20 protein-coding genes are annotated in these 23,197 nt (G+C 63.6%); 7 read left to right on the top strand and 13 right to left on the bottom strand.

What is annotated here, in order from left to right:
• The first annotated feature begins 85 nt into the window (after positions 1-85).
• Entirely contained in the window at positions 86-703 is a 618-nt protein-coding gene (locus tag EB815_RS06565; protein WP_056575204.1) for an FMN-dependent NADH-azoreductase, read from the top strand.
• A 369-nt stretch (positions 704-1,072) separates the two neighbouring features.
• Here the strand turns inward: EB815_RS06565 and EB815_RS06560 are convergent, their stop codons facing one another.
• Together EB815_RS06560 and choX are read right to left on the bottom strand one after the other, a co-directional pair.
• The gene (locus tag EB815_RS06560; protein WP_244494122.1) at positions 1,073-2,092 is read right to left on the bottom strand and encodes an alcohol dehydrogenase catalytic domain-containing protein; all 1,020 of its coding nucleotides are present in this window, start codon (positions 2,090-2,092) and stop codon (positions 1,073-1,075) included.
• A 12-nt stretch (positions 2,093-2,104) separates the two neighbouring features.
• Entirely contained in the window at positions 2,105-3,034 is a 930-nt protein-coding gene (gene choX, locus EB815_RS06555) for a choline ABC transporter substrate-binding protein (RefSeq protein ID WP_056575198.1), read from the bottom strand.
• 81 nt (positions 3,035-3,115) lie between these two features.
• Here choX and betI point away from each other — a divergent pair, with 81 nt between their 5' ends.
• Positions 3,116-3,772: a transcriptional regulator BetI gene (betI, locus tag EB815_RS06550; protein ID WP_162258939.1), complete on the top strand. Its 657-nt coding sequence runs from the start codon at positions 3,116-3,118 to the stop codon at positions 3,770-3,772.
• Between the two features lie 31 nt (positions 3,773-3,803).
• Here betI and EB815_RS33930 read toward each other — a convergent pair whose 3' ends face one another.
• The 6 genes from EB815_RS33930 to EB815_RS06520 form a co-directional block, all read right to left on the bottom strand.
• Positions 3,804-4,490, bottom strand: coding sequence for a DapH/DapD/GlmU-related protein (locus tag EB815_RS33930; RefSeq protein WP_056575192.1), 687 nt, complete (start codon positions 4,488-4,490; stop codon positions 3,804-3,806).
• Positions 4,487-5,893, bottom strand: coding sequence for a hypothetical protein (locus tag EB815_RS06540; protein WP_056575189.1), 1,407 nt, complete (start codon positions 5,891-5,893; stop codon positions 4,487-4,489). The genes EB815_RS33930 and EB815_RS06540 overlap by 4 nt, the downstream gene beginning before the upstream one ends.
• Positions 5,894-6,089: 196 nt before the next feature.
• Positions 6,090-6,971 carry an efflux RND transporter periplasmic adaptor subunit gene (locus EB815_RS06535; RefSeq protein ID WP_065005502.1) on the bottom strand — a complete coding sequence of 294 codons (882 nt, stop codon included), beginning with the start codon at positions 6,969-6,971 and terminating at the stop codon, positions 6,090-6,092.
• Positions 6,968-7,177: a DUF1656 domain-containing protein gene (locus EB815_RS06530; RefSeq protein WP_056575183.1), complete on the bottom strand. Its 210-nt coding sequence runs from the start codon at positions 7,175-7,177 to the stop codon at positions 6,968-6,970. The genes EB815_RS06535 and EB815_RS06530 overlap by 4 nt, the downstream gene beginning before the upstream one ends.
• Positions 7,178-7,184: 7 nt before the next feature.
• Positions 7,185-9,230 (bottom strand): FUSC family protein, encoded by a 2,046-nt coding sequence (locus EB815_RS06525; RefSeq protein WP_056575180.1) that lies wholly within the window; start codon positions 9,228-9,230, stop codon positions 7,185-7,187.
• 56 nt (positions 9,231-9,286) lie between these two features.
• Complete coding sequence (locus tag EB815_RS06520; RefSeq protein WP_056575178.1) at positions 9,287-10,636, bottom strand: MFS transporter; 1,350 nt, start codon at positions 10,634-10,636, stop codon at positions 9,287-9,289.
• Between the two features lie 264 nt (positions 10,637-10,900).
• Between EB815_RS06520 and EB815_RS06515 the strand changes: the two genes are divergently transcribed.
• Positions 10,901-11,230 (top strand): MarR family winged helix-turn-helix transcriptional regulator, encoded by a 330-nt coding sequence (locus tag EB815_RS06515; protein ID WP_244494131.1) that lies wholly within the window; start codon positions 10,901-10,903, stop codon positions 11,228-11,230.
• Positions 11,231-11,364: 134 nt separating this feature from the next.
• Here the strand turns inward: EB815_RS06515 and recQ are convergent, their stop codons facing one another.
• Positions 11,365-13,197: a DNA helicase RecQ gene (recQ, locus tag EB815_RS06510; RefSeq protein WP_056575173.1), complete on the bottom strand. Its 1,833-nt coding sequence runs from the start codon at positions 13,195-13,197 to the stop codon at positions 11,365-11,367.
• The gene (locus EB815_RS06505) at positions 13,194-14,948 is read right to left on the bottom strand and encodes a sulfotransferase (protein ID WP_056575170.1); all 1,755 of its coding nucleotides are present in this window, start codon (positions 14,946-14,948) and stop codon (positions 13,194-13,196) included. The genes recQ and EB815_RS06505 overlap by 4 nt, the downstream gene beginning before the upstream one ends.
• A gap of 63 nt (positions 14,949-15,011) precedes the next feature.
• Here EB815_RS06505 and EB815_RS06500 point away from each other — a divergent pair, with 63 nt between their 5' ends.
• Entirely contained in the window at positions 15,012-16,433 is a 1,422-nt protein-coding gene (locus EB815_RS06500) for a coniferyl aldehyde dehydrogenase (RefSeq protein ID WP_056575163.1), read from the top strand.
• 563 nt (positions 16,434-16,996) lie between these two features.
• Here the strand turns inward: EB815_RS06500 and EB815_RS06495 are convergent.
• Positions 16,997-17,695, bottom strand: a complete 699-nt coding sequence (locus tag EB815_RS06495; protein ID WP_056575157.1) for a hemerythrin domain-containing protein — start codon at positions 17,693-17,695, stop codon at positions 16,997-16,999.
• Between the two features lie 178 nt (positions 17,696-17,873).
• On the opposite strand from EB815_RS06495, the gene EB815_RS06490 reads away from it, so the two are divergent.
• Together EB815_RS06490 and EB815_RS06485 are read left to right on the top strand one after the other, a co-directional pair.
• Positions 17,874-18,347: a hypothetical protein gene (locus EB815_RS06490; protein ID WP_056576444.1), complete on the top strand. Its 474-nt coding sequence runs from the start codon at positions 17,874-17,876 to the stop codon at positions 18,345-18,347.
• The gene (locus tag EB815_RS06485) at positions 18,344-19,684 is read left to right on the top strand and encodes a GAF domain-containing protein (protein ID WP_056575146.1); all 1,341 of its coding nucleotides are present in this window, start codon (positions 18,344-18,346) and stop codon (positions 19,682-19,684) included. Before EB815_RS06490 ends, EB815_RS06485 begins: the two co-directional genes overlap by 4 nt.
• Positions 19,685-19,703: 19 nt before the next feature.
• Here the strand turns inward: EB815_RS06485 and EB815_RS06480 are convergent, their stop codons facing one another.
• Positions 19,704-20,042, bottom strand: a complete 339-nt coding sequence (locus EB815_RS06480) for a cupin domain-containing protein (protein ID WP_056576442.1) — start codon at positions 20,040-20,042, stop codon at positions 19,704-19,706.
• A 45-nt stretch (positions 20,043-20,087) separates the two neighbouring features.
• Positions 20,088-21,497 carry a glucuronate isomerase gene (gene uxaC, locus EB815_RS06475; RefSeq protein ID WP_056575143.1) on the bottom strand — a complete coding sequence of 470 codons (1,410 nt, stop codon included), beginning with the start codon at positions 21,495-21,497 and terminating at the stop codon, positions 20,088-20,090.
• A 154-nt stretch (positions 21,498-21,651) separates the two neighbouring features.
• Between uxaC and EB815_RS06470 the strand changes: the two genes are divergently transcribed.
• On the top strand, positions 21,652-23,145 hold the full coding sequence (locus tag EB815_RS06470) for a mannitol dehydrogenase family protein (protein WP_081295011.1): 1,494 nt from the start codon (positions 21,652-21,654) through the stop codon (positions 23,143-23,145).
• Positions 23,146-23,197: the final 52 nt, after the last annotated feature.

Genomic DNA, 23,197 nt, shown 5'->3' with positions numbered 1-23,197 from the left:
ACTTTATTATCGCTCCTGCTGCTGGATAGAAAGCCTATATCGTCCGCATCTGTTCCGGCTGTTTAGCCCAAACCTTGAGGACGCCATGCCCAACCTTCTCGTTGTCGAAACCAGCGCGCGCGGCGAGGCTTCGATTTCCCGCCAGCTGACCAAACGCCTTGTCGCCAATTGGCTCGAGGTGCACCCGGATGGCGCGGTCGTGCGGCGCGACCTGGCCGTGGATGCGCTGCCGCACGTGACCATGCCGTGGTTGTCGGCCTATTTCACGTCACCGCATGCCCATACCTCGGACATGGCCGAGCAACTGCGTCTCTCGGACGCGCTGGTTGCCGAATTGCTGGCAGCTGACGAGCTTGTCATCGCCACGCCGGTCTACAACTACAATATCCCGGCCAGCCTCAAAGCCTGGATCGATCACATCGTGCGCAAGGGCGTAACGCTTGGCTTCGACGGCAAGGGACTGCTGATCGGCAAGAGAGCCACCGTGGTGCTGGCGTCCGGCGGCATCTATGGCGAGGCCTCGCCCATCAACCACCTCAATTTTGCCCCCCGATACCTCAAGGCCATTCTCAACGTCCTCGGCATCACCGACGTGAGGATTATCCATGGCGAAGGTGCCAAGGCCGTGGATATGGGTGAAGCAACGATGGACACGTTCATCGACGCCGTCGTTCCGAAACTCAATCGCGCTGCGGCCGCCTGATTGATCGGGAGTATGCGCCCCCGATGGAGCCCGCTTGCTTTCCACCGAGTTCAGGTGTGCCGCAAGATCGCCGCTGCCCGTCCTCACATCTTGCCTTCGGATCACTGTTCATGCCGAGAAGCAGACCGTGGTCACGCTCGTCCGATTTGGCAGTCTGCCTTGCAATAGCTAACCTCCGCTACCCACCCCAATTGTCGCCATTCGCTCAATTTTGGAGGGCTATGGAGTAGACGTAGTTCTCCGTTTCTTCGGCTTCGGCCCGCCAAGCATCGCCCGCCCATCCGGTCTGGCGGCACAGTCTGCCCAATCCCCTGTCGGTGGCGTATCTGGCAATGCGTATCCCGCCGATACGACTCGGCCGACGGCATCTCAGACACCGGCACCAAAGACAATCGCCTGCCGTCCTTCGGCGGTGCCCGCTTTCAACCGCCCCAGCGCGCTGGTCACTTCCGCGAGCGTGACGCGCTCGACCTGAGCCTCTAGCGGCTGCGCCTCGTGCAATTGCATCAGTTCACGCATCTGCGCGCGCGTGCCCACGCTGGTGCCGGTTATCCAGACACCGGTGGCGGTGAGCCATTCCTGGCTGAGGGGTACCGGTTGCGAGACCATGGCCGCGGCGATGATCCTGCCGCGCGGACGGATGGCCGCGGTCATCGCATCCCAGCTCGCCGGTGTCGGCGCAAAATTGATGCAGACATGGGCACGCAGCCGCGCCGGCCAATCACCAGCCAGACCGGGCGAGGCAAGAAGCGTGTGTTCGGCGCCAAGTGAAGCCGCGAGGCGGAGCTTGGCCTCATCCGTGTCGACGGCGATGACCACCGCGCCGAGCCGCCGGGCGATCTGGATCGCATAAAGGCCCAGGCCACCGCAGCCGAACACGGCACAGACCTCGCCGGCAACGACCTCCGCCCGCTTCAGCGCCCCGAAAGCGGTCAGGCCCGCGCACATCAAAGGCGCCAGCATGGCCGCATCGCCTTGGTCCGGCACGCGCGCAGCGAAACGCGCATCGGCCACGACATATTCGGCAAAAGTGCCCGCGACATCGAAGCCATGGGCGCGCTGGTGCTGGCAGAAGGATTCCATGTCGGCGTGGCATTCATCGCAGCAGCCGCAGGCGTCATGCAGCCAGGCGACGCCCGCCCGCTCGCCAACCCGCCAGCCCGTGACGCCGGCACCCGTCCGCACCACCCTGCCCACGCCCTCATGGCCAAGAATCGCCGCCGCTTGCCCCGAAGCCGGCCGCAGATGCCCTTGCCACACATGCACATCGGTATGGCATATGCCGCTGGCCTCCAGACGGACCAGTATTTCTCCGGGACCCGGTTCCGGCCGCGGCACGCTCATGATGTGCAACGGCTGGCCGGCGTGTTCCAGCACGGCCGCAAGCATGCTTTGCGTCATCTAAAGGCCGAGAGCGCTTTTCACGGCCGGCACGGCTGGCTGGCCGCCAAGGGTCGAGACGCCGTCCAGCCATTTGGCGAGCTTGTCCGGATTGCGCTTGATCATCTCGCGGGCGGCTTCGTCGGCGGATTTGCCCTCCCCCAGGATCATCCGCATGCCGTGGTTCTCGTAGTCGAGATCGAATACCAGATTGGCGAACAGTTTGGCCGCGTTGGGGCATTCCGCCGAGAATCCCTTGCGAGCGATGGTGCGCACCGTGGCGCCGCCGAAATTCGGTCCGAACTCGACGTCCCCGCCCGACAAATAGCTTATCTTGTAATCGAGATTCATCGGATGCGGTTCCCAGCCAAGGAAGACGACCCAGCTCTTGTCCGCCACGGAATTCGAGACCTGCGTCAGCATTGCTGCCTCGCTGGATTCGATAATCTGCCAATCGCCCATCCCGTGCCGGTTGGCGGCCACCATGTCGAGCAGCGGCTTGTTCGAGCCTGCCTCGATTCCGTAAATCTTGCGGCCGAACTTGTCGGCATGGGAAGCAAGATCGTCGAAGCTTTTGATCCCCTGGTCCGCGACATATTGCGGTACGGCCAGCGTGTACTTGGCACCCTCCAGGTTGACGCCCAGCACTTCGACCGATCCCTCGTCGAAGTAGGATTTGTATTCCTCGTCCTGGACCGGCCTCCAATTGCCCAGGAAGACATCCATGTCGTTTTCCTTCAGCGCCGAATAGGCGACCCCGAGGCCGAGCAAGGTTTGAGTGGCGTCATATCCCAAGGCATCGAGGATGACCTCGGCGGTGGTGTTGGTCAGGGCGATGTCGGTCCAGCCCAGATCCGCCATGCGGACCTTCCGACATTGCGATGCGTCGGCGGCCATGACCGGCGAGGCGACGAGCGCCGAAAGCAAGGCCAGAACGAGTCTCGTGCGCATTGTGGCTCCCCATTTTTTTCGTGAGACGAATTGCCCGCCAACGCTATGGCCTCTGCATTATATGTCAATATAGAATCTTGTATGAGCGTACAAAAATCTTATTTGCTAGAAAGAGCAATGACGACTCAGGGCAAGCGGACGAAAATCGAGGACATACGGCGCGTCGAGCTGATTGCCGCCGCCCGCCGCGTATTCCTCGAGCATGGGTTGCAAGGCATGACCTCGGCCCGCATATGCCGTGAAGCCGGCATGTCGCCCGGCATCCTTGCCTATTATTTCAAGGGTAAGGACGAGGTTCTGTTCGGCATGGTGCGCCACAACAATCGCCTGCTGATGGAAGACGTCATAGCGCGACTGGAGGCGGCGCGGACCGGTTGGGCACGGTTGGAAGCGATCGTTGAAGGAAACTTTCCCGCCTCGGCGTTCACCCGCCCCATCGCCAATGCGTGGCTGTCGGTCTGTGCCGAGGCGGGCGTAAATCCGCAATATGCCCGGCTCCAGCGGCTGTTTTACCGCCGATTGCGCTCAAACCTGGCTTCGGTGTTTGCAGGGATGTTCGATACAACACGCCTTCGCGAGGCGAGTTTTGTCATCGCTGCCCTGATCGATGGACTTTGGCTGCGCAAGGCAGTCGCCGACGATGTCGGGCGCGACGAAGCCATAACGCTGGTGTTCAGAGCGATCCGGTCCCTTCTTAGCACCGGGGAGGAACAGCAGTTGCGCCACCCGGCGGGTTGAACGGCATAGACCTCCCTCCCTCCCGCCAGTTTCATCCATCTCTTGTCACGTTGGCGGATGCCGGGGTTCCGCGCACGGTCATGCCGGGCTGGACGCTGCGGGTGACCACCGAGGCGGCGCCGACCGTTGCGCCGGCACCAATTTCCACCCCGGGCATCAATTGGACGGCGCTGCCGATACGGGCACCCTGCCGAACGACAACGGGACCGTCAGGTGTCCTCCCGTTGGGACTGAACGTGGTGGCGAGCGCGACGACGTAGGGCCCGATGGCACAGTCGCTTTCGATAATGGTCCCTGCCGGAAATCCGCAAAACCCCTGGATTCTTGTGTTTTCTCCGATGACGCACTTGCTTCCCACCGTACAGGAGAAACCGACGCTGCTCCTTTCCCCAAGACGCGCGCCTTCGCGGATCAGGGCATGGTCACCGATATAGGCGTCGGGGCCGGTCATCGCGCCGGAGCAGACGATGGCGTAGGCGCCAACGATGGTTCTCTCGCCTATGTCGGTCGGCTGCTGAACTGTTGGCTGGGCAACCGAACCGGGATTCGATTGGCTTGGTCTGCCTATTATGGCGCCATGCTCGATACGGGCTCCGCGGCCCAGTCGTGTTCCGGGATAGAGGACGACATAGGCGCCTATGGAGACGTCGTCGCCGATTTGAACATCGTCCGCGCACATAAGGTAGGGTGCGCGATCGGACTTCTTCAACTCGTTCATTCTGTCAGCCTTCGATAGTGCTTGCGTATCAGGCGCTTTATCTTCGCAATGACGACGCGACGATTGATCTGGGACATGTGGATCTTCACGCCCGGTTCATCCGTGGTGTTTTCGGACAACTTGCCCTGATCAGCCTCGAGGTCCCGGTCGACTTTCGCCGCCATCCGGCGCCGGAAGTCGTTTCGCTCCTCCCCGGTTGTCAGGATGTTGAGCTCCCTCGTCAGTTGCTCGATCGTGCGACGGTATTGTCCGTTCTCGGCGCGAAGCCGGCTGACTTCGTCTTCGGCCCTTTTGGCGCGCTCGGCCACCGGTCCAAATGCTATCCTGGCGGACAGCAACTTGGATTCCGACCTCCAGTTCGACGCCACCAATCTCGAGAGCTCAAGCTTGGGCGTGGTCCGGCTTGCCGTCGGCTTTGCCAGATCCGAACACAGATCGATCATCTGCTGGGCATGGATTCGCGCGTGGTGATGCATCATGACCAGTTTCCGATTAGCCATTCCCATGAGGGGATCATAGGCACCCAGATCGGTGACCAGTTGTGCGGGATCAAAGGGGCGCGATAGAGCGAGCCCCGCGAACGCGTCGGCCTCCATCGCCTCATAGACCTGTGGGGTTACCCAGCCGTCCGTCCCAAAGACATCGTACACATAGGCAGGCCGGCCGCAGGACATCGCATCCAGGATCGCCCGGGCCTTCCCCACAACGATATCGGCCTCCGCGATGGCTTGGACGATGTCGGCCGAATTGGTGCCGGCGGGGCTGCCGACCTGCATGAACTCGACCCCGGCGCCGCTCCACGCGTCGACCAGAAAGCGCTTTGCTTCGCCTTGCAGATAGTTCCCCAGCAGAAGCGCTTTCTTCGGCTGTTTGCGGGCTGCGCCGCGGGGCGCCAGCCTGTCCACATCGATCGGCTGGCGAAAGCGAACAATCCGGTGCTTCGTGGCCAGGGCACGAAGCCGATCTTCAAATCGCGCGCTCATGACAACAACCGCGCCGACCACACCAGGAACAGCCGGGGGCGTCTGCAATTCGAAAAGCGGACTATGGCAGATAAAAGCGTGAGGAACCTCTGGCCACCTGGCCGATATCTCATAAGCGACGACGCCGTCCTGACTGAGCACGACATCGGGCGTTGGAAGCTCGAGATCCGTTGCGATCCTGATCGCCCGCTCCCTGGCCACCTGAGCCATCTTCCCAGGTGCCTTCACATAGATCGTGATGTCGTGGCCAAGTTTCAGGAACTGTTCGGCAATCGTTATTGCATAGGTCTCGCTGCCGCCAACATCATCGAACTGATAGGTTCCTAGAACTATTCTCACAGATGGGTCCTGGCACAATTTTTCGGCGGCGGGCGAAGCCGGCCGGCACTGACGCCCGCCGGCAAACGATCTCACGACCATGGCAATTCAATCCGGTGAGGGAGGATATATCCGTGGCCGTCATATCAGCCCCCTTTCAAAGCCAGCATGACGTATTTTGGCAAAGCATGTCAAAACCGGAGTCGTCTCGGCGCCGTGAACCGTGGCCGCTATTGCCTGGTCAATGCCGGCGTAAAGAGCCGCCGTTCAAGCACCGCGCCGCGCGAGGCGGGCGCCCTCACCGTGCCGTAGCGCGGTCGATGGTCACCGTTGCGGAGGTCCCGGCAACCAGCCGTGCCTTGGTGGCCGCGTCGCTGTCGAGCACGATATGCACGGGAACGCGCTGCGCGAGCCGCACCCAGGTGAAGGTCGGATTGATGTCCGCCAGCAACGTGCCCGAGCTGCGTTCGCGGTCCGCGATCCCCGCGGCGATGCCTGCGACATGGCCGGACAGGGTGTTTGGCCATCCCATCAGCCTGATCGATGCCTTGGCGCCGATCCCTATGCGCGAAAGTTTCGTCTCCTCGAAATAGCCCTCGATGCGCATCGTATCGGTGTCGACGAGCGCCATGGTGGCCGTGCCGGGGGCGACATAGTCTCCCGGGCGAAGGCTGAGATTGGTGATGATGCCATTCACCGGCGCCCGGACTTCGGAACGGTCCAGATTGAGCTGCGCCAGGTCGCGCGATGCGCTGGCCTGCAGGCTTTCCGATTCCGCCTCGGCTACCGTCGACCGCGCTTCCTCGATCTGCTGGATGCTGACCGCCGAGGCGGTCAGGCGCTGAAGCCGGTCGAGGTTTCGCTTGGCCTGGTCGAGCGTTGCCCGCTTCCCCTCCACCACCGCCTGCGCCTGAGCGAGCGCCACCGCGAAGCGTTGGCGGTCGACCTGGAAAAGAGCATCGCCCTTCTTCACCGCCTGGTTGTCCTTGACCAGGACCTCGGCCACCAGGCCCGACACGTCAGGCGTGACGCCGACGACGTCGGCGCGGACATGCGCATCACGCGTCCATGGGGCATTCATGTTGTCGTCCCACAGCTTCCAGGCCGCGACGCAAGCGATGACAACGACGATAGCGGTGACGAGGATCCTGCCGGTAAGGCGCAGAAAGCGGTACTTCATGACAACAGCCGATTCGAAAGCGAGGACAATGCCCCGAGGATGAGGATGTAGAGCGCGAAATTGAAGAGTGCCCTGTGCCAGACGAAGGAATAGAGTCCCGTCCACGACAACACTTGCCAGACGATCCGCGCCACGACGAAGGCCGCCAGCATCAGGACGAGAAGACCCGGCAGATAGACGCCGCCTATGCTGATATCGCTTTGCATGATCGATCTACTCCGCCACCAGCAGCATGGGTTCCGACATTGTCGAATAAATCGGTGGCGCGGCGTTCCGGTACAGCGCCCGCCGCAGCCCGACCAGCGCGTCCGCCGACCGCCGGGCCGGCGTGGCCTGACGGCCCGCGACCGTGGCGAGGGCGCGATCGATACGCGCCAGCAGCCGCGGCGGCGCTGTGACGGCCGCGCCAAGGCGCAGGCGCTCCTTGAACAGCTCGGCGACGGCCGACAGGACGATGCCGACCTCGCGCCTCTCGTCGGGCGTGAGGCGGTTGCGCATCCGCTGCAGTTCCACGATGTTCAGGCCGAGCCTGATTTCCGCATAGCCATCGATTGTCGACAGCGCCTTGTTCTCCGTCCCCGCGAGCCTGGGCACGAGCTGGCCGAGACGATCGAGCATGCGGCCGGCGAGCCGGCGTTGGTCCTCGACGCGATCGCCGGCGGCGAGTTGGGCAAGGTCCGACCAGCCGGCATGCACCAGGCGCCGGGCTGCGATCTCCCCGCCGAATGGCCTCACCACCAGCGTCCACACCAGCGCGAAACCCACACCCGCCAGGGCGGCGAGGCCACCATCGGCGAACGAGACGAAATCGGCGGAAAACCGGTCGCTGAGGGCAATGAAGGATGCGGTGTTCACGGTGAGCAGCATCGCCAGCATGCTGAGCTGAGGCCTGGGAATGAGCGTGCCGAGCACGAGGAAAGGCGGCGCCAGTACGAGAACCAGCAAGGGGAAGCTTTGAACCATCGGCAGGATGGCGAACTGGTAGAGGGCGGTGACCGCCAGGCTGACCGTGCACCAGACGAACATCGACAGGAGAAGCGGCGCGGGCCGATCGGCGGCGGCGAAGAACGAACTCCCGACCGCCACCATCAGCACGAAGCCGGCGCCTTCCGCCCAGCCCGAATAAATCCACAGGGCGCTGGCCGCCAGCACGGCGAGGATCACGGAACCGGCATAGAAGAACAACATACCGTAGTCGTGATGGCGGGTGCGCGAGAAAGTGCGGCGACGGCGGAAGGCGAGCCTTTCGCCCCGCGAATCGCCTGTCGCGATCTGCTTTTTCAACACCAGGCAGTCGTGCCAGGCGTCGACGATCTCCCTCAGCCTGGCCAAGGCGCTGTCGAGGATGAGGCTGTCCCAGTCGACCGCGTGCGCGGCCGGCCGCAAATCAGCAATGCGGGAGCGGAACAGAACGGCGCGGTCAGGACCGTCCACCACTTGGAGCCAGGTTCCGACATCACCGAGAAGGGTGAAGAACTCCTCGTGGATCGCGCGGTCCTGCGACTTCAGGCCATGGATGCGGTCATCGAGCGACGACAGCAGCGGCAGCAGCAACATCAACCGCCCGCGCAACTGTCGCGCCTGTCGCGTGACGCCGCGCGTATGGGCATCGTAACCGAGCTGGCTGATGAGGATGTCGAGCCCTGAAATGTCCGATGCCAGCTTCTGCCGGGCCAGCAAGGTTACCCCAAGCCCGCCCTCGCCGCGCAGGATGTCGCTCGCCCATGCAGCGGCATCGCCAAGCCAGTTGGAAATGCGCGAGGACAAGAGCGAAGACAGCCCGATCGGGAACAGCAATTGCGCGACCACGCTGGCGCAAACGATGCCAAGGATGATCTCCTGGCTGCGGGCCGAGGCGATATCGAAGATCGTCTGGGGCGCATCGACCGCCGGCAGCGCGATCAGCGGAAGCGAATAGCCGGCCAGCATGAAGACATAGCTGCGCGGCGTCCGGTCCAGCATCGAAATATAAAGCAGCCCGCCAGTCCACAACGCCACGACCATGCTCAACAGCAGCGGCGAATTGACGAACATCGGCAAGAAAAGGACTGACGCCGACGCGCCTATCAGTGTGCCGAGCGCGCGGTAGAGCCCCTTGGAGGAGGTCGCGCCGGCAAGCGGATTGGCCACGACGTAGACAGCGGCCATGGCCCAGTAAGGGCGCGGCAGGTCGAATGACAGCGCGATATAGAGCGCCAGCATCGAGGCGATGAACGCCTTGATCGAAAACAGCCAGTCTTGCCAGGAAGGGAGCGTCATTGTGCGTCAGCTCTTTGACCCGCTCCTCCCAGGCGGGTCGGGAAAGCTCCTTGAACCTAATTGTTGATGTCGACATCCTTTGTCTCATTCCCGATCAACAAGGAGATCAGGGTGAGCACCGCCATGGCCGACAGATAAACGCCGACCCAGAAAGGTCCGCCTCCGGCGCTCCAGAGGGCTACCGCGATGAACGGCGCCACGGCCGCGCCGAGGATCGAGGATACATTGTAGGAGATGCCCGAGCCGGTGTAGCGGACATTGGCTGGAAACAGCTCGGGCAGCAGCGCCCCCATCGGGCCGAAGGTCATGCCCATCAGGCTGAAGCCGACGATGAGCCACGCCATGACGCCGACGGTGCCGGCATGAAGCATCGGCACCCACAGCAGGCCGAAGGCGGCGATCGCCAGAGTGATCCAGATCAGCGTGCGTCGGCGACCCCAGCGGTCGGCCCACGGGCCGGAGACCATGGTGAAGACGCCGAAGAAGACAACGCCGATGATCATCATCAGCACGAAGGTCGTGTAGCTGTAGCCGAGGCCCGGTACCGCCGCCGAGGGTGCCGCGCGGCCATAGCTCAACGAAAACGTCGTCATCAGGTAGAACAGCACATAGGTGGCGAGCATGTAGAAAGTGCCGAGTATGAGCTCTTTCCAATGCGTCTTGACCGCCGAAGCCAGCGGGAGCTTTCTGACCCGGCCAGTGCGCACCGTATTGTCGAACGCGGCGCTCTCGACCAGGTTGAGCCGGACCCACAGACCGATGGCCACCATGACCACCGAAAACAGGAACGGGATGCGCCATCCCCACGAAAGGAACGCCATCGACGGCCGCGAGGGGTCGTCCGAGGGCATCGCTGCGGCAATGCTCAGGAACAGGCCGTTGGCGATGATGAAGCCGATCGGCGCGCCGAGTTGGGGGAAAGTGCCGTAGACAGCGCGCTTTCCCTTCGGCGCGTTCTCCGTCGCCACCAGTGCGGCGCCGCTCCACTCTCCGCCGAGCGCAAAACCCTGAGCGAGGCGCAACACCACCAGCAGGGCCGGCGCCAGCCATCCGGCGCTCGCGTAGGTTGGGAGCAGGCCGATCAGGAATGTCGCCAGCCCCATGGTCAGCAGCGCGCCAACCAGCGTGATCTTGCGGCCGCGCCGGTCGCCCAGATGGCCGAAGAAGATCGCGCCGAGCGGGCGCGCAATCATCGCCGCGCCGAACACGGCGAAGGAAGCGAGAAGCGCCGTCGTGTCGTTGCCGGCCGGGAAGAACAGGTGAGGAAACACCAGCACGGCGGCCGTGGCGTAGACATAGAAGTCATAGAATTCGATCGTGGTGCCTATCAGGCTCGCCAGTATGACGCGCGAACGCGGATTTGCTGGAGTGGAAACTGAGGGCACTGCGCTAAAAGCGACGGACATCGGAAAACACCTAAAAGGGTCCGGCGAACGCCGATCCCTCACACTGAGAACGGACACCTGGCGGACAGATGGAACGATCGCCTTCGTCATCTCTCGCTGGTATCAATTGCATTCAAATAGATTGTATGCGAACCATTGGCAATGGAAAATGAGCGATCCAGAAGCCGCGAAACGATCGGCCAGCTGATAACCAATGTTGCGCGCCTTTGGCGTCGCACCGCCAACGAGCGATTGGATCGTTGCGGACTTTCGCATGCCGTGGCCATGCCGCTGCTGGCATTGTGGCAACTGGGCGGCGAGGCTCGCCAGGGAGCGGTCGCGGAACAGGCCGGCCTCGAAGGGCCTTCGCTGGTGCGTCTCGTCGATCTCCTGGTGGCCGAAGGCCTGATCACAAGGCGTGAGGATCCCAGCGACCGCAGGGCCAAGATATTGTCCTTGACCAAGGACGGTGAGGCGCGGATGAGTTCGATCAACACGGTGCTGGCCGAGCTTCGCCACGAGCTGGTCTCTCTCATTGGCGACGACGAGCTCGAGACCGCCTCGGCGGTGCTGCGGCAAATCCAGGCCGAACTCGCCACCAAGCTCGGGAGCTGACTTGCCGGCGTCGGCCTCGCCGGCACCTTCCGGCTGCGTGCATTCAACGCCAGGCCGATCGTCTTCCAGGTCCCGGCGAATGAAATCTGCCCTCGTAAGCTTCCGCTGGCGCGCCGCCGGAAGCCGTCAGCCGCTCACGCCCCTGACAGATGCGCCGCGATTGCGCTCAGGAATATCTCACCGAATTCCTTGAGCTTTGCCCCTCCCACACCGTTCACTTCCGCGAAAGCGTCGAGGTCGCGCGGGCAGCGCTCGGCCATGTCGATCAGCGTGCGGTCGGAAAACACCACATAGGCCGGCACCTGGCGCTCCTTGGCCAGCCGCAGCCGCAGGGATTTGAGCATGGCCAGCAGCGAAGCATCGATGCCTTCGGCATTCATGGCCGAACCGTCGGCCGCTCGCATCTTGCGCAAGGCGCGGGCGCGCACCTCGACTCGGTAGTGGAACGGGGTCTCGCCACGGCCAAGCGCGCGACCCTTCTCGGCGATGGCGAGGCCGCCATGGCCGCTCGGATCCGGCTCCAGGAAGCCGCCGGCGACGAGTTGCCGGATCAGCGACTGCCAGAAATCCTTCTTGTGCGCCGCGCCGCCGCCGAAGCTGGCCAGCCTCTCATGACCCCTGGCCAGCACCTTTTCGGTCTCATGGCCGAGCAGGATGTCGATGACATGGGCAGCGCCGAAGCGCTCGCCGCTCTGGCCGACGGCCGCCAGGATGATGCGCGCCTCGGCGGCGCCATCGGCGCGCGGCACCTGGTCGAGACAATTGTCGCAATTGCCGCAAGGCGAAGCTTCCTCGCCGAAATAGCCGAGCAGCACCTGGCGACGGCACTGCGCCGTCTCGCAATAGCCGATCAGCGTGTCGAGCCGGCGATGCGCCCGCCTCTTGTGCTCGGTGGACGCGTCCTCGTCGTCGATGAACAGCCTGCGCATGCGGATATCGCCAAGGCCGTAGAGCATGTGCGCCTCGGCCTTGCGTCCGTCACGGCCGGCGCGGCCGATCTCCTGGTAATACGCTTCCAGGCTGCCCGGCATGTCGGTGTGGAAGACATAGGCGACGTCGGGCTTATCGATGCCCATGCCGAAGGCGATGGTCGCCACCATGACCACGCCGGAGAGCGTCATGAAGGCGTTTTGGTTCGCCTCGCGCGCCTCCTTGCTCATGCCGGCATGATAGGCGAGCGCGGTGACGCCATTCTTCTCGAGGAAGGCCGCCATCTCCTCCGTCTTCTTGCGCGACAGGCAGTAGACGATGCCGCTCTTGCCGGCGTGACGCTCGATGAAACGCAGCAATTGTCGTTTGCTGTCCTGCTTGGATTCGATGGCCAGCTTGATGTTGGGCCGGTCGAAACCCAGCACCAGCGTTTCGACCCGCTCGGCGAACAGCCGGGCCTCGATGTCGCTGCGCGTGCTCTCGTCCGCCGTCGCCGTCACCGCGATGATCGGCACGTTGGGGAAGATGTGCCGCAGCCGCGACAGATCCTCATACTCGGGCCGGAACGCCGGTCCCCATTGCGAGATGCAATGCGCCTCGTCGATGGCGATCAGGCTGACATCGAGCCTCGAGAGCGCCTCGAGCATGCGCTCGGTCATCAGCCGCTCCGGCGCCAGATAGAGCAGCCGCGTCTGGCCGGACGCCACGCGGCGCCAGGCCGCGACATTGGCCTCGCGGTCGAGCGAGGAATTGATCGTGTCGGCGCCAACGCCCGCCAACCGTAGCGCGGCGACCTGATCCTGCATCAGTGCCACCAGCGGCGAAATGACGAGGGTGAGCCCGCCCATGACGAGCGCCGGGACCTGGTAGCAAAGCGACTTGCCGGCACCTGTCGGCATGACGGCCAGCACATGGCGCCCGCCGAGCAGCGCGTCCATGACATCGGCCTGGCCGGGGCGGAAATCGTCGAAGCCGAACACGTCCTTCAGCACGCGCCGCTTGCGATCCTCGGCCAGAATCCCGGTTGCCTGCGTCATTCAGCCAATTCCGTCGTCAATATGCCGGCCGAATTGTCATAGCCGAACTCCCGGCAGAAGCCGTCCACACGCTCGAGAAATGACGGCGGCAGGCCGCGCAGATAGGTCCTGAACGCTTCATTGCGCTCCCATTTTCTCAGCGAGGTGGACCTGATGGGATTGTTTGCATCGCGACTGAAGAGCGTAGCGGGCGCCAGGCCGAAGGATCGGGCAATCCTCGCCTGCACGATGTCCGGTTCGGCGATCACGTCCTCATAGCGTAAATAGGTGATGGCTCTCTCCGGCTGGGCCTGTCGCAGCCGCATCAAACCATCATATTCCGCCTCCCAACGCTCCATGGTCACGTGAAAGGGCCGCAGATCGACGGTCTCCGGATGAGAGCTGGTCAGCACGTCGAAAGGATGCCGCACGCAATAGATCAGGCCGACCGATGCGGGCAAATCCTCAAGATCCCTGTAGCTCACGAAAGTGCGTTTTACGACCAGGTTGGCTTGGTAGCGATCCAGTTTGACCAGTGTCTGGTATGGCGCTTCGTTGGTATGGACATATATATCCTCGAAACAGCCCATCAGATTGAGGCTGAGCGTGGTGCCGCTGCGCGCGCATCCGGCGATGAAAATTCTGTTTCGGGATTTCATTGCCGAAGGCAGCATTGGCGCCTTTTGTCGAAGGTGCCAGAAAAGCCGCCTTGCGCGGCGGCGTAACGCCACGACCGGCTTCCGGGGCGCCGCGGCTGGCACCTCGGAAAAGCCAAGCTCGGCCAGGGCGATCCCACTTTCTCCGGCGACCGCATAGAGCAGCCAGGTCTGATTATCCTGCTCGAAAATGGCTGGATCGCGTAGCGCGTTTTCCCTGCCCTGGGCCAGACCGATCCGACTGGGGCGGACCGGCAAGCCGGCCCCTTCGAACTCCGTCAGTGGCCGCAACACTTCGCTGTCGCCTCGCACGGTCCAGTCCCGCCAATCCTCGGCGAGATCGATTGTGCCGTAGAGGATCCGTTCCGGCGCGTCGCCCCGACGCGTGTAATAGACCCGCAGCCAGCGGCCGGATTTCTGCAGCGCGACATGCCGTGGGGCGAGGTCCTGCCGCATGGCAGGCAGCACGACCGGACCGCGTTGGAAATCCGAAATGCCGTTTCTCGATCGGTAGACGGTGATCGCTCCCGTTCCAAGCAAACCGTACCACCAGCCATCGTGGCGGAAGATGCGCGCGTAGAACGGCCCGAGCGGTTCGGAAAGCGGAGTGAAACGAAGCCCGTCGACGGATGTCGCGGCAAAGGTGATCTGGCCTTCACCGGATTTTGCCGGGCCGTGAAAATACATCACGAAATGGCGAAGCTTCTGGTCGATGTGCACATCGGGCGAGGCGATATGCCCGACGATGAACGGACATTGGTCAAGAGACAGCACACCGCCGGGGTGGATGCGCCAAGGCCCGTGCAGCGAATCGGAGTAGGCGAGGCGGATATAGGTCCCCGTGTGGTCGGCGAAGTAGAGATAGTAGGCACCAAGCCGACCGGGCACCCAGTCAGGCATGCTGATCAGCGACGGCCCGTTGATGTTGGCCCCGTCATCGCCGGGCAGCATCTCCGGCGTAATGACGGGTCCGTGTCGCATGGCGGTGACACGAATTTGCGGAATCATGCGCCACGCGCCCTTGTCGGAGATTTCAGCTTGCCGCATTCGATACAACGGCATGGATGCGAACGGAAGGTCAAACAGCCATGTGAGCCTCGCCTGTCCCTGCGCCATGTGCTCCTGGCTGGATTCAGGCTGGCCCTGATGTAAGCTGCGCGGGAGCAAGGAGCGCGCGCGATGCTGCAGGTGAGACAGGACGTTCTCGGCGAGCGGTTCGGCTTGCAGCGCGCCGCCTTCGAGAAACAGCCCTTTCCGGACCTTGGCGTGCGAAAAGACCGCCTGAAGCGCCTGCTGGCGCTGACCGAGCGGCACGAAGCCGACATTTGCGCCGCGATCAACGCTGATTTCGGCAGCCGCTCGACTCACGAGACCCGCCTCGCCGAATTGTTTGTCGTGCGCGCCGGCATCCGTCACGCGCTGTCTCACCTGAAAGGCTGGATGCGCGAGCGTCGCGTCGCCACCACCTTGCCGTTCCTGCCGGGCAAAAACCGCCTCGTGCCGCAGCCGCTCGGTGTGGTCGGCATCGTCTCACCATGGAACTATCCCTTCCAGCTCGCCGTCGCGCCAGTGACGGCGGCGCTCGCCGCCGGCAATCGCGTGCTGGTCAAGCCGTCCGAGCTGACGCCGGCTTTCTCGGAGTTGCTGGCCGGATTGGCCGTCGAGCATTTTTCGCCCGACGAGTTGAGCGTCATCACCGGCGATGCCGAGATGGGCAAGGCCTTCGTCTCGATGCCGTTCGATCATCTGCTGTTCACCGGCTCGACCGCGGTCGGCCGCCAGGTCGCGATCGCCGCCGCCGCCAATCTGACGCCGGTGACGCTCGAGCTCGGTGGCAAGTCGCCGGCGATCTTCGATCCCTCCTGCGATCTCGATGCGGCGACGGCCAGCGTTGCCTATGGCAAGCTGCTCAACGCCGGTCAGACCTGCATCGCGCCGGACTACCTGCTGGTGCCCAAGGGGCAGGCAGGCACGGTCACGGCCAAGCTCGCAGCCGCAGTGGCGCGGCTCTACCCCACGCTGCGCGACAATCCCGACTACACCGCCATCATCAGCGACCGGCACTTCCAGCGCCTGCGCGCCATGATCGCGGAAGCCCGCGATGCCGGCGCCGCCATCACCGAAATCAATCCGGCCGGCGAAGACCTCGATACAACAGGCCGGAAATTCGTGCCGACCCTGGTCGGCAATGCCAGCCCGGACCTGCGGCTGATGCGCGAGGAGATTTTCGGCCCGGTGCTGCCGATCGTCGAATATGCCACCGTCGACGAGGCGATCAGCCATGTGAACCAGGCCGATCGGCCACTGGCGCTCTACTGGTTCGGCAACGACAGCGCCAACCGCCAGCGCATCCTGCGCGAGACCGTCGCCGGCGGCGTGACCGTCAACGACTGCATGCTGCATCTGGTGCAGGAGTACCAGCCCTTCGGCGGCGTCGGCGCCAGCGGCATGGGCGCCTATCACGGTGAATGGGGATTCCGCACCTTCAGCAAGGAGAAGCCGGTTTTCCTGCAGTCGCGCCTGAGCGCCGGCGCACTGCTGCGCCCGCCCTATGGCAAGACGTTCGAGCGGCTTTTCGGCCTGCTCAGGCATATCACCTGACCGCGCCGAAGCGCGGACGGTCGGCGAATATCTCCGACACGCCAGTCGAGGCAATCCTCGAGGCCACGCATCGCCTGCTCGCCACCAGCCGTCGCGACCACCCGGCGCCGGCGCATTAAGTTTATATTCACTATGATCCGGCAGGTTTCCCATCCTGCGGTGATGTCTTGCGTACCGCGGCGCCACTGGCGCCCAGGCAACAAACCCGCGCCTTATCCGAGGCGCGGGTTCCCTGGCGAGCAGCCGGTTGGCCGGCAACGCCAAGTTGCCGCCCACGATGTGACCTTCCATCATCGGTTGTCGGGCGGCGTGCGGATCAGCGATCCTCTTCCGGCAGCAAAACACCTGTTATCCGCCGATGGCCGACCGGCCGCCTGGGCACGACCAGGCTTTGCCGGACAATGCGCGGCGCATGCGCCGCAGCCTCCACGGCGGGCAGCAGCCCGGCCGGTTGAAATCGTGCAGCCCAGGGCTGCCGCATGGCGGTTGTGCATGGTTCTGACTCCCTGTCGAATTCCTTGCGCTCGAACGCGAACTGCCTCCGAGCGCCTCCGGTGCGAATTTCAGGCAGCGAGCCCAAGTCTGCTGGAGAGGTCGCAAAAATCCTCACGCGACAGATGTGGCCGCGCCGCGAATTCGATGACGGCAGCGAACGCGTCGGCAGGCGCCGAGACCTTCATGCCTCCCAGAAGCGCGGCACGCTCGCTGCGGCTCATGGCGGGGATCATCAGGCGCATGAAGGCGAGGTTCTTCTCCGGCGTGAGCGACCCGATGATCGCCATTTCGATGCCTTGCAGTTCGGCATCCGTGAAGTTCGCCCATAGTTGCGGCGCGGTTACCGTCTCCTCCTCATGCATGTGTTCGAGATCGTGTCCGACAAAGACCGTGAAAGCGATGTAAAGCCGGCGACCAAGGCTGGCCCGGGCATCAAGGGGTGCCTCCTCTATCGCCCGGATCATGTCCTCGAGTTCTGCAAAGGCCAGCCGATGATCGTCGTGCTGGTGCTCGAGGCGGTCGGTCGAAGCCCGCACGCGCGCTTCGAGCGGCTGGTGGATATACCTGTCCTCATGGGCAAGATGGCTGGCCCCAAGCATAAGGATCGTACGAAGGTCGGCCAGCAATGGTGCGGTCGCCGCCGCATCGTCGAAATCCGCGCTGCCCAGGCGCGCAAGCAATTCGCATTGGGCCTTGCGAAGACCCTTGTGGATCAGGCCGTAAAGATCATAGCGGCCATTGAGGTCTGGTATTCTTGCATGTGTCATTGAAGATCTCCCGTCTGTGCGGCGTCCCGATTGTCACGATGACTGATCGCGCCGGCTTCGCGAGGCCTTCTAGTCAAGGGCTGAAGAACATGCTTCCTAAATGCTTCCTAAGCAGCATGCCTGTTCCTAAAACTTTCCTATCCGATTAGACTGTTTGCATGTAGGCAATGGGGCGGCCTTGATCAGCAAGGAAATAGACGACCTGCTCGCAGGTCCGGTGATGATTCTCATATCCACACGCAATGCCGCGTTTCGCCCAGCCATCGGCCGCGGCACCGGCGCCGCGCATGTCGCGAGCCTCGGATGTATCGACGTGCTCGTATCGCGGGCCCAATGGCCCGAAGTTGTCGAGAACGCCGCCTTGGATGCACCGGTGGCGGTCACGATGGTACGCCCGCACGACTATCGCGCCGTCCAGATCAAGGGCCGCATCCTGGCGGTGTCACCGGCCGACGATGCCGACAGGGCGAAAGCGCAAAACTACATTTCCGAGATGCTGGTGGTGATGGAAGCGCTTGGCGTGACCCGGCATCAACTCTCTCATACCCTCGTCGACAGTGATCTGCTTCGCATCCGTTTTCGGCCCACCGATGTCTTTTCGCAGTCACCCGGACCCGGTGCGGGCGAGAGGCTCCGGACACACTCGCCATGATCTCCCTCAGCGACATCCGCGACAGTTTTGAAGGCGTCATCCCATCGGTGATCGCGACCAGCGATGGCGACGGCATACCCAACATCTCGTATCTGTCTCATGTCTATTACGTCGATGAGAGCCATGTCGCGCTTTCGAACCAGTTCTTTTCCAAGACGGCCGCCAATGTGCGCGCCAGCGGCGTCGCCACGCTGATGGTCGTCGATGGACGAAGCGGCGTCCAACACATACTCGATCTGGAATTCCTGCATGCGCTCGACCATGGCGAGCTGTTCGAACGCATAAAATCGCATCTTTCGGTGATGAGTGCGCAACAGGGAATGGCGGGGATCATGAAACTGCGCAGCGCCGACTTGTACTTCGTGCGCGATTGCCGCGCGGTGGTCGGCGCCGTCCCGCCTGAACATCGCAATCCGGTCCCCGCGACAACGAACCACCTGCCCAAGGCCGCGCTTCTTGCCGCCGCCATCGGCTCGGAAGCCGATGCCGATGTTATGCTGGACAAGGCGCTGGCCGGACTTGAGAACAGCTTCGACTATCGGCATGCGATGGTTCTGGTGCCCGACGAGACCGCCCAGCGGCTAAGCACCCTGGCGAGTCGCGGATACAGCAGCCTTGGTGTCGGCGCGGAGATCGCGTTTGGTGAAGGCGTGATCGGCATCGCGGCCGCCACGCGCCAGCCGGTTCGTATCTGTGACCTGCGGCGTTCCCAACGCTATGCCTCAGCCATACTTTCGGCGTCCGAGCGCACACGCCATATCCCGCTTCCCGGACTTGCCGGTCCGCGCAGCCAGATGGCGGTGCCGATGCTTGCCCAGGGAAAATTGCGAGGCGTGCTGTTTGTCGAGTCCGAGGCCAGTTTCGCTTTCGGCCATCAGGATGAGGATGCCCTGATGCTGGTTGCGAGCCAACTGGCCGCGGGGTTGCGGCTTGCCGAACTGGAAGGTGGCCACCAAGCCAATGCCTTCGCGAAGTCGGCACAAGGCGGACATGCCTCGGATCAGGCCGGAGCACCCGCGTTCAAGATAAGATATTTCGCTTTCGACGACAGTGTCTTTATCGACGACGACTATCTGATCAAAGGCGTCCCCGGGCGGCTCCTGATCCACCTTGTCCGCACCTTCCTCGCCACGGGACGCCGCGATTTCTCCAATCGCGAGATCAGGCGGGACGCAACGCTGCGGCTTCCTGATATCAAGGACAATCTTGAAACCAGGCTCATCCTTCTGCGCAGGCGCCTTGACGAGAAAAGCGCACCGATCCGGCTGCTGCGGCCCGAGCGTGGGCATATCAGGCTGGAGCTGGCCGGCCTGCCGCTGCTGGAAGCTGAACCGTGACCCTCCCCGGATAGCGCCCTCAGGCGAGGAAATCGGCCCTGCACGGCGCAAAACTGTCGACCAGCCGCCCCGCTTCCAGCGCCCTGACGCCATGCACCAGGCCGGACGGCACGATGAAGCTGCCACCGGCCTCAAGGATCTCCGTCAGCCCGTCGATGGTCACCTCGAAGCGGCCCTCGGCGACATAGCTTGACTGGACATGCGGATGCGAATGCAGCGCACCGACACCGCCCTTGTCGAAGCCGAACTCGACCAGCATCAATTCATCGGTGGAGAGGAGAACGCGCCGCCTGTTGCCGTCGGGCGTCGGCGTCCAGGGCGCCTCGCCGGCATGGGCGAATATCTTCGTCATCGTCATCTCCTTGCCGTCAATGGCCGGCCAACGCCAGCCAGGCACGTCCCGTCAAAGCCGATAGGCTTTCTTGGCAAGCGTATAGGCCAATTCCCCGGCCAGTTCATGCGCCTCGTCCTCGCGCAGCCGATGCTCGGCGACCAGCCGCGCCAGGAATGCGCAGTCGACCCGCCGCGCCACGTCGTGACGGGCCGGGATCGAGGGGAAGGCGCGAGTGTCGTCGTTGAAGCCGACAGTGTTGTAGAAGCCCGCCGTCTCCGTGGTCATCTCTCGAAACCTGCGCATGCCTTCCGGACTGTCATGGAACCACCAGGCCGGACCGAGCCTGAGTGCCGGGTAGACGCCGGCCAGCGGCGCCAGCTCGCGCGCATAGCTGCTTTCGTCGAGCGTGAAGAGAATGACGGTCAGGTCGCGCTCCAGCCCGACGCAGTCGAGAAGCGGCTTCAGCGCCGTCACGTAGTCGGTCCGTGTCGGGATGTCGAAGCCCTTGTCGCGGCCGAACTTCTGGAAAACGGAAGCCGAATGATTGCGCTGGGAGCCAGGATGGATCTGCAGCACCAGCCCGTCATCCCTGCTCATCTTGGCCATCTCGGTCAGCATCTGGGCGCGAAACAGTTTTCGCTCGCGCTCGTCATCCGAGCCGCGGCGAATGCGGTTGAACAGTTCCTCGGCCGCCGCATCGGAAAGGTTGGCGGTCTCGGCTGTCGGATGGCCGTGGTCGGACGAGGTCGCGCCGAAGCCTTTGAAGAAGGCGCGCCGCTGGCGATGCGCGTCGAGATAGCCGGCCCAACCGCCGGTGTCGCAGCCGGTGATCTCGCCCAGCCGGTCGAGATTGGCCGCAAACCCTTCGAAATCGGGATCGACAACCGCGTCCGGCCGGTAGGCGGTGACGACACGGCCCTCCCAGCCGCTGTCGCGGATCATCTGGTGCCATTTGAGGTCGTCGAGCGCGCCTTCCGTCGTCGCGATCACCTCGATGTTGAAGCGCTCGAACAAGGCGCGCGGACGGAAATTCTCCCACTGCAGCAGCGTCGCGATCGTGTCGTAATGACGGTCGGCGGTCTCGGCGCTCAGCGGCTCCTCGATGCCGAACAGGTGCGCCAGCACATGGTCGAACCACAGCCGGGTCGGCGTGCCCCGGAACAGGTAATAGTGCTCGGCAAAGCGCCGCCAGATCGTCCTGCCGTCGCTCTCGACCGGGGCGCCGTCCAGGGTCGCCACGCCGAGATCCTCCAGCCGTACGCCATGGCTGAACAGCATGCGGAAGATGTAGTGGTCGGGCACGATGAGCAATTGTGCCGGATCCGGGAACGGCTCGTTTAGCGCATACCAGCGCGGATCGGTGTGGCCGTGCGGGCTGACAATGGGCAGGTTCCTGACCCCCACATAGAGGTCGCGGGCAAGCGAGCGCGAATGCGCTTCAGGCGGAAAAAGCAGGTCCGGATCGATCAGCGCGACCATGGGAAAGCAGCTCCTTCCAGTTGGGTATCGGTACGTTTGGGCCAACGCGATGTCAACGTGCCCCGGCAAAGCGGCATCCTTGCGGCAGGCGGGCGTAGGTGTTACGCCGCCTGTCATCGGCCGCGTCCCCAAAGCCCTCAGCCCCGGTATCGTGATGACCAGAAGCCATCTGTCCAACGCAACGCTGCAACTGCTGCCCGCGGCCGCCGAAATCCCCGCATATGACCGCGGCCGCGTTGCGCCCGGCATCGTGCATCTTGGCGTCGGTGCCTTCCACCGAGCCCATCAGGCCGCCTATGTCGACGACTGCCTGGCGGCGGGCGAGACGGACTGGGGCATCGTCGGCGTCTCCCTGCGCAGCCCCGACACGCGCGATGCGCTGGGGCCGCAGGACGGGCTCTATACGCTGGCGGTCCGCAGCAGTAGCGCGGAGGAGCTGCGCGTCGTCGGCTCGATTCAGTCGATGCTTGTGGCGCCGGAAGATCCGGCCGCGGTGCTGGCCGCGCTGATCGATCCGCGCGCCCGCATCGTCACGCTGACCATCACCGAGAAGGCCTATCTCAGGGCCGCGGGCGGCGGGCTGGACGCCGCTCACCCCGACATCGCCCACGATCTGGCAAATCCGCGAATGCCGAAGACGGCGCATGGTTTTCTCGCCGAGGCGCTGGCTCAACGACTGGCAGCCGGCACCCCGCCCTTCACCGTGCTGTGCTGCGACAACCTGCCAGCCAATGGCGCCACCTTGCATCGGCTGCTGACCGAATTCGCCGCGCTGCGCGATGCCAGGCTTGCCACGGCGGAGGTTCCCGGACTCTTCGACCACATCGCAAGCCAGGTCGCGTTTCCGTCGAGCATGGTCGACCGGATCGTGCCGGCAACCACCGACGCCGACCGGGCACGCGTCGCTGGCGAACTCGGTGTCGACGATGCCTGGCCCGTGATGACCGAGCCCTTCCGCCAATGGGTGATCGAGGACAATTTTTCCGCCGGCCGGCCGGCCTGGGAAAAGTTCGGCGTCACCATGGTCGGCGATGTCGGCCCCTTCGAGGACATGAAGCTCAGGCTTCTCAACGGAGCGCATTCGGGCATCGCCTATCTCGGCCTGCTCAGCGGCCACGCCACGGTCGACCGGGCCTTTGCCGATCCGGCGATCCGGCAATTTGTCGACGGGCTCTGGGCCGAAGCCATCCCGACATTGCCGGAGGACGCCGGGCTCGATACATCCACCTACACAGCCGAGCTTGCCGAGCGTTTTTCCAACACCGCGCTCGCCCATCGCACGGCGCAGATCGCCAATGACGGCAGCCAGAAACTCCCACAGCGCATCATCGCGTCCGCCATCGAGTGCCTCGAAGCGGGTACCGAGTTCGTGCATCTCACGCTGGTGGTGGCGGCCTGGATTGCCGCCTGTGCCGCGCGCGGCAAGACCTTGCCCGAAAACCATTTCACCGATCCGCTCGACGCGGCCCTGACGGCGCTTTTGGACCAGCAGCTGCCGGCGAACGAAACCGTGACGGCAGTGTTCGACCTGGCCGGCTTTGCCGGGGATCACGCCGAGCGCCAGACGCTGATTGAACTCACGGCGGTGCATCTGGTGCATTTGCGACGCGATGGCCCGACATTGGCCTTCGCCGCCTTGGGCATTTAAACAAAAAAGCGGGGCAAGGCCCCGCTTTTCATCAAGTCATCTGAACTGAATT

Origin of the sequence: Mesorhizobium loti (assembly GCF_013170705.1) — a bacterium.
GTDB lineage: Bacteria > Pseudomonadota > Alphaproteobacteria > Rhizobiales > Rhizobiaceae > Mesorhizobium > Mesorhizobium loti_D.
Note: the sequence above shows the minus strand (reverse complement) of the source record. Positions and strands in the feature narration are given on the sequence as shown.